This is a genomic window from Roseovarius ramblicola, from assembly GCF_042430665.1.
GTDB lineage: Bacteria > Pseudomonadota > Alphaproteobacteria > Rhodobacterales > Rhodobacteraceae > Roseovarius > Roseovarius ramblicola.
The window spans coordinates 80,474-92,140 of the sequence record NZ_JBHMEC010000010.1 but is presented as its reverse complement, the minus strand read 5'-3'; the positions used below and the strand labels follow the sequence as shown (position 1 = coordinate 92,140).

Sequence of the window (11,667 nt, the reverse complement as noted above, 5' to 3'; positions counted from 1 at the left end):
GACCTATGAACATGACCCCCCAGTCAGGCTGTCGATGTTTTACGCCAGTGCGGCCCCGTGCCCAAGAAGAATCTTGTCAGGAATGTGCCCGGATTGCCGGGCGCTGCCCGATTTCCGCCATTATTGCCCTCCCCGCGCCATGATTGTCCGGCGGATTGTTTCGCGAAACCGATCTGCGAATGGCGTTCTGCGCGCGAAAAATACTGTATCGACAGGGGCGGAGCCCGAATCCCGGTGCGATCGGGACGCGATTGTTTCCGAGGTCCGGCCATGCGACGTTTTCGCGACTGCCCGGCGTGATGCGGAGTCGATGACTCGGCTTGTCGTTCGGGAAGCGTGGTCAATTCCGATATTGGCGGGCAATTGTTGCGTCATCGACGCCAATCAATTCGACATGGCGCCGATTCGCGGCGCAGTGTCATCACGTTCGCGTCATGCCCCTCCCCGCGCCTCGGCGCGCGCCCGCGCCGCGGCGCTGTCGGCCTCTCCCAGCCCCATCGCGTCGCGTGCAAGGTCGAGTACGGCGACCTCCTCGGGCGCGCAATCGCCGTCGGACAGCACCACCTCCCACAGCGCCTCGAGCGCCGCCGCGCGCGCGTCGATGCTGACGCGGTCGCGAATCATGTGGCCGAACCGGTCGGTGCCGGGCGCGGCGCGTTCGAGACGCTCGCAGGTCGCGCGCATCCGCGCCGCCTCGACCGGTCCGATGCCGTTCAGGGCGGCGAGCAGACGGTCGATCCGCTTGATCTCGGCCAGCGCATAGTCGCGGTCGGACTTGGCGATGCGCACCATGAGCGCGCCCAGAGCGAGCCGCTCGTCAGGCTCGGGCAGGGGGGCCGTTTTCGGCGCGGAGAGCGCGTGGAGGATGCGGGCCAACATAAGGTGAGCTTAACGGGACGCGCCGCCCGGACCAAAGCGGAAATCGACCGGGGACACCGCGCCGTGAACACTGTGTTCACGCGTCGTGACCTCTTGCCGCATCGTTGCCACGTTTGTTTCAAAGAAATCCCCTGATGCGGCCAGAGTCTGGACCGGACTCTTGATTTCACGGGACGACATAAATGACAGGACCATCGCCGACCGGCGCTCAGGGCGCGGACAAAACATCCGGGTCCGGCGCGCTGGACCGTCTGTCGGGCGATGCGCTGGCCGCCGCGCTTGCCGCGACGGACTGGTCGGAGGCCCCCCTTGCGGGGCTGGGGCGGGCGATGGCGCGCCGCGATCTCGACCTTGCGACCGCGCTGTGCGTGTTCTTTCGCGGCGCGCCGGAGCGGTTCAATTACCTGCCCAAGCCGGATGTCCCGGACCGGCTTCGCCCGGTCGCGCGCCAGCTCGACAATATCTGCCTGCGCATCAACAGCGGCTTTTACCTGCCCGCGCCGGGCGCGCGGTTGGCCTGCCGGGCCCCGCTTGACCGCTGGCTCGGCTATCAGCGTGCCGACCGGCACGAGGGGCGATGCGGCCGCTGGGTGCTGGACGAGGCGCGGCTCGCACCGCTGTTCGACACCGCATGGTGTCAGGCCCCGCCCGCGCCGCACCCCGAGCGGGAGATGCAAAGCCTCTGGCGCGCGGTTCTGGCCCCGTTTTTCGGGATGCGGGCGCCGCGCGCCTTTGGACGCCCGCGAAAGTGACCGGTGCGCCGCCCCCCTTGATCTGGGGGCGGGAAATCCCCCCTACCCAAAACCTTGCGGCTGTCCTATAGTGCCTGTGGATATCCGGGCGGCAGACCCACGATCCGAGAGGCAGAGACAAGAAGGGGGACGGGGGATGCGCTGTCCGTTTTGCGGAAATATCGACACGCAGGTCAAGGATTCGCGCCCCGCGGAAGAGCATGTCTCGATCCGCAGACGCCGGTTCTGCCCGGGCTGCGGCGGGCGGTTCACCACCTATGAGCGCGTGCAGTTGCGCGACCTCGTGGTGATCAAGACCAACGGGCGGCGCGAGGATTTCGACCGCGACAAGCTCGAACGCTCGATCCGCATCGCCATGCAGAAACGCCCGATCGAGCCCGAGCGCGTCGAACAGATGATCTCGGGCATCGTACGCAGGCTCGAGAGCATGGGCGATACCGACATTCCCTCCAAGACCATCGGCGAGATCGTGATGGAGACGCTCGCCCGGATCGACACGGTGGCCTATGTCCGCTTTGCCAGCGTCTACAAGAATTTCCAGGCCGCCGACGATTTCGACCGGTTCGTGAGCGAACTGCGCCCCGACGAGGCCGCGCAGGCCCCGGCGCAAGACTGACCGCGTGCCCGAGCCGGACGCCCGTTTCATGGCGCTGGCCCTGTCACTCGGGCGGCGGGGGATGGGGCGATGCGCACCCAATCCGGCGGTGGGCTGCGTCATCACGCGTGCGGGCCGGATCGTCGGACGCGGAGTGACGGGGGCGGGCGGTCGGCCCCATGCCGAGACGATCGCGCTGGCGCAGGCGGGCAAGGCCGCGCGTGGCGCCACCGCCTATGTCACGCTGGAGCCCTGCGCGCATCACGGCGTCACCCCGCCCTGCACCGGGGCGCTGATCGCGGCGGGGGTGGCGCGGGTGGTCGCCCCCTTCGACGACACCGATCCGCGCGTGGCCGGGCAGGGCTTTGCCGCGCTGCGCGCCGCCGGGATCGAGGTCACGACCGGCGTCCTGGCCGACGCGGCGGCGCGTGATCACGCGGGGTTCCTGCTGCGCAATGCCGAAGGGCGGCCCCGTGTGACGCTCAAGCTTGCGGCGAGCTTTGACGGGCGGATCGCCACCGCCTCGGGGCACAGCCGGTGGATCACCGGCGCGCAGGCGCGGCGCGCGGTGCACGCCATGCGCGCGCGCCACGACGCGGTGATGGTGGGGGCGGGCACGGCGCGCGCCGACGATCCTGTGCTCACGGTGCGCGGCATGGGCGCGCGATATCAGCCGGTGCGCGTGGTGGTGTCGCGCAGGCTCGATCTGCCGCTGACCTCCCGGATGGCGCAGAGCGCCGGCGAGGTGCCGCTTTGGCTGTGCCACGGCGACGGGATCGAGCCGGCGCTTGCCGCCGCCTGGCAGGGGCTGGGCGCGCGGCTGCTGCCCTGCGCGGTGGTGGCGGGGCAGGTTGAGCCGGGCACGGTGCTGCGCGCGCTGGGCGCGGCTGGGCTCACCCGGGTGCTGTGCGAGGGCGGCGGCGCGCTGGCCGCGTCGCTGATCGGCGCGGGGCTCGTTGACGAGCTGGTGGGTTTCACCGCCGGGCTCGCCATCGGTGCCGAGGGCCTGCCCGGGCTGGGCGCGCTGGGCCTGTCGCGGCTCGACGAGGCGCCGCGGTTCGATCTGGTCGAGACCCGGCCCCTGGGCGGCGACGTCATGCACCGCTGGGTGCGGGCCGGGTAGCGCGGCGCGGGCATCCGCCCCCGCCAGGGCACCGGTCGCGTGACCGGGCTTTGGCACGGCAAAGACCTGCCACGGGAACATGCCCCGGGTCCGCCTCGGATCCACCTGCCGTTGACGCTGCCCCCGGCAATCGATTGAGAATGGAACAATTTCAGGGAAATGGCAGCCCGTAGGGGAATCGAACCCCTCTTTCCAGGTTGAAAACCTGGCGTCCTAACCGATAGACGAACGGGCCGTGCTTGGCGTCACGGGTGAGTATGAAAAACCGCTGCGTTGCGCAAGAGGTATTTCGCAAAAAAATCCGGTGGTGACAGAGGAAAAACCGGTGCGGCTCAGCCTGCGGGCGCGGCATCCTCGAGCCGGAGCTGCACGCTCTGCCGCCCGCCCCAATGGTTGATGTCGAGTCGTCCGGCGAGGTGAAAGCGCGCGCCGCCATGCGCCAGCAGGGCAGGGCCCAGCGGGCCGTCGAATGCGCCGAAAGCGATGCCGTCGAGCCGACCGCCCAGCCCGTCGTCGAGCCGCAGCTTCAGGTGAGTCTCGCCCACCGCGCGGGCATGGCCGATGGCGCAGTCGGGAAACACGAAGCGCGGCCCCGGCGCGCCTGCGCCGAACGGTCCCGCCGCCTCCAGCCGCTCGACGAGATCCGGCGTCGCGGCCCCGGGCATGAGCACGCCGTCGAGCCGCAGGTCGGCCGGGCCGGACGTGCCCGCGCCCTGCCGCGCCAGCAGCTCCGACAGCCGCGCCATCGCCGCCTCCAGCCGGTCGCGCGCTACGGTGAGCCCCGCGGCCATCCTGTGCCCGCCGCCCTTGAGCAAGAGCCCCTCGCGCGCCAGCCGCTGCACCGCCGCGCCGAGATCCACCCCCGAGACCGATCGGCCGGAGCCCTTGCCCTCGGCCCCGTCCAGCCCGATCACCACGGCGGGACGGTTGGTCAGCTCCTTGAGGCGGCTCGCGACGATGCCCACGACGCCCGGGTGCCAGCCCTCGCCCGCGGCCCAGACCAGCGGTGCCTCGACGCCCCGCGTTTCGGCCTGCGCCAGCGCCGCGCCGCGCACCGCGGCCTCGATCTCGCGGCGCTCCTCGTTGAGCCGCTCCAGCCGCTCGGCCAGCGCGCACGCCTCGGCCGAATCCTGCGTCGCCAGCAGCCGTGCACCCAGATCGGCCTGCCCGACACGGCCCCCGGCGTTGATCCGTGGCCCCAGAACGAAGCCGAGGTGATAGGCGGCGGGCGGCCGGTCGAGCCGCACGGCATCGCCGAGCGCCACAAGCCCGGGGCGCGCGCGCCGGGCCATCACCGTCAACCCCTGCCGCACGAACGCGCGGTTGACGCCCTTGAGCGGCGCGACATCGGCCACCGTCGCCAGCGCCACGAGGTCGAGCAGCGCCATCAGGTCGGGGCCTTGCCCGCCACCCTCGCGCAGGTGCCGGCCGGCTTCGACCAGCACGAGGAACACCACCGCCGCGGCGCACAGATGCGCCAGATCGCCGCTCTCGTCCTGCCGGTTGGGGTTGACCACGGCGAGCGCGGGCGGCAGCGTTTCGGCCCCGAGGTGGTGGTCGAGGACCACCACGTCCGTTCCGTCTGCCGCGGCCAGCGCGTCATGGCTCAGCGTTCCGCAATCCACGCAGATGATGAGGTCATGATCGGCGGCCAGTGCGGTCATCGCGGGCGCGTTGGGGCCGTATCCCTCGTCGATGCGGTCGGGGATGTAGAGCGTGGGGGACGGGGCCTGCATCCGCCGCAGCCAGTCGATCAGCAGCGCCGCCGAGGCGCCGCCATCGACATCGTAATCGGCAAAGATCGCGATCCTCTCGCGCCCGCGCACCGCCGCCAGCAGCCGCGCCGCCGCCGTCTGCATGTCGCGCAGGCTCCGCGGGTCGGGGAGCAGGTCGCGCAGGGTGGGGCTCAGATATCCCTCGGCCGCGTCCGGCGCGACCCCGAGCCGTGCCAGCACCGCGCACAGCGCCGGCGGCAGGCCGGTCTCCTGCGCCATCGCCTCTGCGTGGCGCGCGACCTGCGGCCCCGGTCCGATCCAGCGCCGCCCCGTAAGGGATGCCTCGATGTCGAGAAACGCGCCCCCCGTCATGGAGCAGTATCGAGCAGCTCTTCGACGTCCACGGCACGGGCGAATTCGCCGTGCAGGTGCGACACCGCGCTGTCGTGGATCGCCTGCGCGTCCATCGGGGCGGTCCCGACCTTCCACCCCGTATCGGCGTTGGTGGCGAAGGCGGCGCAGGCGTCATGCGCGAGCGTCACGTCAAAGCCCAGATTGGCCGCCATGCGCACCGTGGTCGAGACGCAATGCGGCGTGGTCAGCCCGCAGATCACCAGTGCGCCCAGACCGGCCTCGTGCAGATGCGCCTCGAGCGCGGTGCCGATGAAGGTACTGTTGACGCGTTTCCCGAACACGGGTTCGCCGTCCTGCGGCCCGAGGCCCGGCTTGAACGCGGTTCCGCCCGTTTCCGGGGTCAGCGGGCTTCCCTGTTCGCGGGACAGGTGTCGCACATGGATCACGGGCGCGCGGGCACCGCGCCAATGTCCGGGTAGCCGGGCCGCCCGCGCCTCGGCTTGCGGGTTGTTGCGGGCACCCCAGCCCGGCGCGTCAAAGCCGCTCTGAAAGTCGATCAGCAGAAGGGCGGCACGCATCATCGCGCGCTCAATCCCGCTTGTTGCGATAGACCATGCGCCGCACCGACCCGGTGCGCGAGCGCATCAGCACCGTCTCGGTCTCGACGAAGCCGGGCCGCCGGTGCACGCCCCTGAGGATCGAGCCGTCGGTGACGCCGGTGGCGGCGAAGATGACCTGATCGGTCACCATCTCGTCGCGGGTATAGACGCGGTCGAAATCGGTGATTCCGGCCTTTTGAGCGCGCCCGCGCTCGTCGTCGTTGCGAAACACGAGCCGTCCCCACATCTGCCCGCCCATGCACTTGAGCGCCGCCGCCGCCAGCACCCCCTCGGGCGCGCCGCCGGTGCCCATGTACATGTCGATGCCGGTGCGCTCGGATTCCGCGCAGTGGATCACGCCCGCGACGTCGCCGTCGGTGATGAGATGCACCGCCGCGCCGGTACCGCGCAACTCGGCGATCATGTCCTCGTGGCGAGGGCGTTCGAGCACGCAGACCGTGATCTCGGAGGGGCGGCAGCCGCGCGCGGCTGCCAGCGCCTCGACCCGTTCGCGCGGCGACATGGCGAGCGATACCACGCCCTCGGGGTATCCCGGCCCGACGGCGAGCTTGTCCATGTAGGTGTCGGGCGCGTGCAGCAGCGTGCCGCGCGGGGCCATGGCGATCACGGTGAGGGCATTGGGCATCGCCTTTGCGGTCAGCGTCGTGCCTTCCAGCGGGTCGAGCGCGATATCGACGCCGGGACCGTCGCCGGTGCCGACCTCTTCGCCGATGAACAGCATCGGTGCCTCGTCGCGCTCGCCCTCGCCGATGACCACCACGCCCTTCATGACCAGCATGTTGAGCTGTTCGCGCATGGCGTTGACGGCGGCCTGGTCGGCGGCCTTCTCGTCGCCGCGGCCGATCAGGTCCGCGCAGGCCAGGGCCGCCTGTTCGGCCACACGCGCCAGCCCGAGCGAGAGCATGCGGTCATTGAAAGCGATTTCGGAGGTCATGGGGCGGTCCTTGGTCAATGAACTTTGGCAACAGTAGTCAGGGCGGAGCACGCGCACAAGCGGCGGCTCAGACCGCCTCGATGCGGAGCGCGACCGGGTCGGCGGCCAGCACGTCGAGCCGGGATATGCCGGTGAGCGCGGTGTCGAGCGCGTCGCGGTTGGTCTTGTGGGTGACGATCAGCACCGGCGCGGTGCTGTCGTCGTGGTGATACTGGCGCATCCGGTCGATCGAGACGCCCGCCTCGCCCAGGCAGGTGGCCACCCTGGCCAGCGCGCCGGGCTTGTCGCGCAGCGCCATGCGCAGGTAGTAGGGCGCGGGTGTGGCGGTGCCCGCGCGGGTGCAGTTTCCGAGGCGTCCGGCGGGCTGCCCGAAGGTCGAGATCCGCGCACCGCGCGCGATGTCGAGCACGTCCCCCATGACCGCGCTCGCCGTCGGCCCCATGCCCGCGCCGGGGCCGCGCAGCACGATCTGTTCGACCTGGTCGCCTTCCAGCACCACCATGTTGGTGCCGCCTTCCAGTTGTCCCAGCGGGCTTTGTGCCGGGACGAGGCAGGGCGACATGCGCTGTTCCAGCCCCCGCCCGGTCATCTGCGCGACGCCCAGCAGCTTGATCCGGTAGCCCATGTCGGCGGCATGGCGGATGTCGTCGAGGGTGATGTCCTGGATACCCTCCAGCGTCACCCCGTCGAAATCCACCCGGCAGCCGAAGGCGATGGACGCGAGCAGCGCCAGCTTGTGGCCCGCGTCGATGCCGCCCACGTCGAGATTGGGATCGGCCTCCAGAAAGCCCAGCTTGTCGGCTTCCTCGAAGAGCGCGTTGTAGCCCTGGCCCGTGGTCTCCATCCGCGTCAGGATATAGTTGCAGGTGCCGTTCATCACCCCCATCACGCGGGTGATCTCGTTGGCCGCAAGCCCCTCGGTCAGCGCCTTGACCACCGGGATGCCGCCGGCCACCGCCGCCTCGAAACGGATCACGCAGCCCGCCTCCTCGGCGGCCAGCGCCAGCGCCTGCCCGTGATGGGCGAGCATCGCCTTGTTGGCGGTGACCACGTCCTTGCCGGCGGCGATGGCGGCCTCGGTCGCGGCCTTGGCGGGCCCGTCCGAGCCGCCCATCAGCTCGACGAACACGTCCACGTCGTCGCGCCGCGCCAGCGCCACCGGGTCATCCTCCCACGCGTAGCCCGACAGGCTGACGCCGCGGTCGCGGTCACGGGTGCGCGCCGAGACGGCGCTGATGGTGATCGGGCGCCCGGCGCGGCGGGCGAGGAGTTCGGCCTTCTGGCGAACGATGCGCACCACGCCGGTGCCGACTGTGCCAAGCCCGGCAATGCCGAGACGCAGGGGGGGGCTCATGGAGGTCTCCGATACTCAAGGACGCGGGGTTTGCGGCGCGATGTAACCGGTTCGCCCGGGGCTTGCAACGCGCCTCACTCCGCCACGCCCCGGCGCATGCGGGTTTCGGTGTCGGGGTCGATGACCGGGCCGCTCAGGCGGTCGGCGCGGGCGCGCAGGCGGGCGGCGCGGCTGCCGATGGTCTCGGCGGGCGAGGGGGCGGCGGTGTCGGACGGACCGGGGGGCAGGTCGGGCGGTACCTGCGCGGCGATGCGCTCTGCCGGGACCAGGTCGGGGTAGGGCGCGGCGGCACCCGAGGCGACGAGATCGGGGGCCACCGGGTAGGGCTCGGTACAGGCGGCGAGCGCGATCATCGCGGCAAGACAGGCGGGCAGGGGGCGCATCACGGCCTCGTGGCTAACGGACACCCTTTCTTGCCATTCCGGGGGGGCGGGGGCAAGCGGGGCCTTGATCTGAACGGATGTTCAGATAAACCTGTCGCATGGCACGAACCCAGGGATCGCATTCCGGCATCACCGGCCCAAGGGTGCGCGAGGCGGCGCTGCACCTCTTCGCGCAGCACGGCTATGCTGCTGTTTCCATGCGAAAAATCGCATCCGAGGTCGGGGTGCAGGCGGGCGCGCTCTACAATTACACGCCCGACAAGCAGACCCTGCTCTTTGACCTCATGCGCACCCACATGGAGGAGTTGCTGGCCGCCTGGGATGCCGCCGCACCGCCGACCGGGGCGGGCGCGCCGACCGCGCTGGAGGCGTTCACCCGGTTCCACATCCGGTTCAACACCCGCCGCGCCGACGCGGTCTTTGTCTCTTACATGGAGCTGCGCAACCTGGAGCCGGAAAACTTCAGTATTATCGAGGGGTTACGCCGCGATTACGAAACCAGGGCCGAGGCGATCCTGCGCCGGGGCGTGGCCGAGGGCCGCTTTGCCGTGGCCGAACCGCGGATCGCGGCGATGGCGCTGATCGCCATGCTGACGGGGGTCAACACCTGGTTCCGCGAGCGCGGACGGCTGTCGCTGGCCGAGGTCGAGACGGTGTATTGGGACATGGTCCGCCGGATGGTGGCGAATCAGGGTTAACGCACGGAAAAGGCGGAAAAACCGCTGTCGGTATCGCGTCGGTATCCTGTCGGTATCGCGGCGGTGCCGGGCGCGGCGCTGCGCGGGGTTAACGGGGCGCGCGGTGAGGGGGACGTCATTCCCCGGTTTGACCGGAGGATCCGTTGGCGGGGAGATCCTCGGGTCGGGCCCGAGGATGACGGGGCGAGAGGAGGGCGCGGCGCGCAGGGGTCAGTCGTCGGGGAGGGCTTTGAGGCGGCGCTGCGTCTCGGCGATATGTGGATGATCCAACGGCAGGGCGGCGCGGAAGATGGCCAGCGCCTGTTCCAGCATTGCGCGGCCCTCGATTGGGCGTCCGGTCTGCCCCAGCAGCCTGCCAAGGTTGCCAAGTCTTATGGCATATTCCGGATGCCCCCCGCCGATTGTTGCGAGGTCGATCTCCTGCGCTTCGCGGTAGAGCGCCTCGGCCTCTTCGTACCGCCATTGCGTCTCCACCACGGCTGCGAGGTTATTGAGGTGGGTGGCATAATTCGGATGCCCCTCGCCGATGGTTGCGCGGTCGAGCTCCACTGCCTCGCGGCAGAGCGCCTCGGCCTCCACATACCGCCCCTGCACCCGCACTACGTCCGCGAGGTTGGTGAGGCGGATGGCATAGGCCGGATGCTCCTTGCCAATCGTCGTAAGACCGATTTTCAGTGCCACGCGGTAGAGTCTCTCGGCCTCTTCAAAATGCCCCTGCGCCTGTATAACGTGCGCGAGGTTGTTGAGGCGGGTGGCATATCCCGGATGCCCCTCGCCGATTGTCGCGTGGTCGATCTCCAGCGCCGTGCAGTAGAGTCTCTCGGCCTCTTCATATCGCCCTTGCGCCTGCACCAAGCCCGCGAGGTTGTTGAGTTGAGTGGCATATTCGGCGCTATCATCGCCATGTTCTGACTTGGCCCAGTCAACCAGTTGTTCTTGGACTGAGATCGCCTCCGCCCCCTTGGCGAGCCGCCATGTCATGCGTGCGTAGGCCGTTAGGTGATCAAAGGTCTCATGCAATTCACTGGCGCGCTTGTAGTGGGTGTAGGCGTCGTGCCAGCGGACCTCGGCCTCAGCCACCTCGCCGCGGCCATGGGCGGCGCGGGCGGTTTCCTGAACGGCCAGTTCGTTGCGGGCCTCGATCTCGGCGAAGATGTCGTCGGCGAGGGAGTAGTCGCCCTGTTCCAGCGCCGCCTTGGCCCGCGCGATGCGGTCGCCGCCGATATGGTTGGCCTCGCGGTCGAGGAGCCGCTCAAGGTCGGCGATGCGTTTGCGGGCTTCGGCGAGGGATTTTTCCGGGTTGACGATCTGGGATTCGAGTTCGGCGATGCGGGCGCGAAGCTGGGCCTTCTCGGCGTCGTCGGCCTCGGCCAGTTCCTGTTCGAGATCGGCCTTGAGTTCGCGGCGCACACGGATGAATTCGGGGGTCGTGAGGGCGGGGCCATCCCTGGCCTGCGGTGGTTTGATTTGGTCGATGGTCTCGGGGGCGAGTTGGGTGGGCTTGTCGCGTTTGAAGGGCCATTTGGCCCAGCCAATTACAACGGCCAAAGCCGCTATGATTGCCGTAAGCGGGATGACCCAAGCCGCCTCGGCGACCAGCCACTCCTTTACGGCAATCCACAATTCCAACATCACCGACCCGCCCGATTACCCTCAACCCCACAATACCCGTTTGAGGCGATACGGGAAGGGGTGCAGCCCCCGCGCGGAATCGAGGCGTGCTTGCACGCCGCCGCGCATCGGTCATGCCGGAGGCATGCTTTCAGCATGACCCGCCCCCCCGGCCCGGCGATATGATTGCCATCAACGCGCCGCTCGGGTCTTTTTCGGAATTGGTTGGAATAAAGCAAGGTAGCACGACCGTTGGATCGCCGCGCCGCGGCCCGCCGATGCGCGGCTTGCCCGACCGTCCCTTTCGGGCCTGAAACGCCCCCTACCGCAATTTCAGCGTCGCCAGCCCGATCATCGCGAGGATCAGCGCAATGATCCAGAAGCGGATGACGATCTGCGGCTCGGCCCAGCCCTTCTTCTCGTAATGGTGGTGGATGGGGCCATGAGGAAGACGCGCTTGCCGGTGCGCTTGAAATAGATCACCTGCACGATCACCGAGAGTGCCTCGGCCAGGAACAGCCCACCAACGATGGCCAGCACCAGCTCGTGCTTGGTGGCCACCGTGACCGCGCCCGGCGCGCCGCCCAAATCCACCGGTTGATCCGGCAAAACCGTGCCCCGCCCGTCGCGTCACGACTGTGACCTTGCC

General features: G+C 69.5%; 11 protein-coding genes, 1 tRNA gene and 1 pseudogene. 4 read left to right on the top strand and 9 right to left on the bottom strand.

Annotated features, from left to right (window positions below):
* Positions 1-432: 432 nt before the first annotated feature.
* On the bottom strand, positions 433-879 hold the full coding sequence (locus tag ACFFU4_RS06805; RefSeq protein ID WP_377068391.1) for a tellurite resistance TerB family protein: 447 nt from the start codon (positions 877-879) through the stop codon (positions 433-435).
* Positions 880-1,061: 182 nt separating this feature from the next.
* On the opposite strand from ACFFU4_RS06805, the gene ACFFU4_RS06800 reads away from it, so the two are divergent.
* From ACFFU4_RS06800 to ribD, 3 genes are all read left to right on the top strand, one after another.
* The gene (locus tag ACFFU4_RS06800) at positions 1,062-1,631 is read left to right on the top strand and encodes a hypothetical protein (RefSeq protein ID WP_377068389.1); all 570 of its coding nucleotides are present in this window, start codon (positions 1,062-1,064) and stop codon (positions 1,629-1,631) included.
* A gap of 136 nt (positions 1,632-1,767) precedes the next feature.
* Complete coding sequence (gene nrdR / locus ACFFU4_RS06795) at positions 1,768-2,247, top strand: transcriptional regulator NrdR (RefSeq protein ID WP_377068387.1); 480 nt, start codon at positions 1,768-1,770, stop codon at positions 2,245-2,247.
* 4 nt (positions 2,248-2,251) lie between these two features.
* On the top strand, positions 2,252-3,349 hold the full coding sequence (gene ribD, locus ACFFU4_RS06790) for a bifunctional diaminohydroxyphosphoribosylaminopyrimidine deaminase/5-amino-6-(5-phosphoribosylamino)uracil reductase RibD (RefSeq protein WP_377068385.1): 1,098 nt from the start codon (positions 2,252-2,254) through the stop codon (positions 3,347-3,349).
* 160 nt (positions 3,350-3,509) lie between these two features.
* Here the strand turns inward: ribD and ACFFU4_RS06785 are convergent.
* The 6 genes from ACFFU4_RS06785 to ACFFU4_RS06760 form a co-directional block, all read right to left on the bottom strand.
* Positions 3,510-3,584 (bottom strand) — tRNA-Glu (locus ACFFU4_RS06785).
* A 97-nt stretch (positions 3,585-3,681) separates the two neighbouring features.
* Positions 3,682-5,436: a single-stranded-DNA-specific exonuclease RecJ gene (recJ, locus tag ACFFU4_RS06780; RefSeq protein WP_377068383.1), complete on the bottom strand. Its 1,755-nt coding sequence runs from the start codon at positions 5,434-5,436 to the stop codon at positions 3,682-3,684.
* The gene (locus tag ACFFU4_RS06775; protein ID WP_377068381.1) at positions 5,433-5,999 is read right to left on the bottom strand and encodes a cysteine hydrolase family protein; all 567 of its coding nucleotides are present in this window, start codon (positions 5,997-5,999) and stop codon (positions 5,433-5,435) included. The genes recJ and ACFFU4_RS06775 overlap by 4 nt, the downstream gene beginning before the upstream one ends.
* Positions 6,000-6,006: 7 nt before the next feature.
* The gene (gene glpX / locus ACFFU4_RS06770; protein WP_377068379.1) at positions 6,007-6,972 is read right to left on the bottom strand and encodes a class II fructose-bisphosphatase; all 966 of its coding nucleotides are present in this window, start codon (positions 6,970-6,972) and stop codon (positions 6,007-6,009) included.
* A gap of 67 nt (positions 6,973-7,039) precedes the next feature.
* Positions 7,040-8,326: a homoserine dehydrogenase gene (locus ACFFU4_RS06765; protein ID WP_377068377.1), complete on the bottom strand. Its 1,287-nt coding sequence runs from the start codon at positions 8,324-8,326 to the stop codon at positions 7,040-7,042.
* A 74-nt stretch (positions 8,327-8,400) separates the two neighbouring features.
* On the bottom strand, positions 8,401-8,709 hold the full coding sequence (locus ACFFU4_RS06760; protein ID WP_377068375.1) for a hypothetical protein: 309 nt from the start codon (positions 8,707-8,709) through the stop codon (positions 8,401-8,403).
* 98 nt (positions 8,710-8,807) lie between these two features.
* Between ACFFU4_RS06760 and ACFFU4_RS06755 the strand changes: the two genes are divergently transcribed.
* Entirely contained in the window at positions 8,808-9,407 is a 600-nt protein-coding gene (locus ACFFU4_RS06755) for a TetR/AcrR family transcriptional regulator (protein WP_377068373.1), read from the top strand.
* 210 nt (positions 9,408-9,617) lie between these two features.
* On the opposite strand, the gene ACFFU4_RS06750 is transcribed toward ACFFU4_RS06755, so the two are convergent.
* A complete protein-coding gene (locus ACFFU4_RS06750) occupies positions 9,618-11,039 on the bottom strand; it encodes a tetratricopeptide repeat protein (protein WP_377068371.1) in 1,422 nt (473 codons plus the stop codon).
* 301 nt (positions 11,040-11,340) lie between these two features.
* Positions 11,341-11,606 (bottom strand): annotated as a pseudogene (gene mraY, locus ACFFU4_RS06745) (phospho-N-acetylmuramoyl-pentapeptide-transferase); the annotation flags it as partial.
* Positions 11,607-11,667 lie beyond the last annotated feature (61 nt).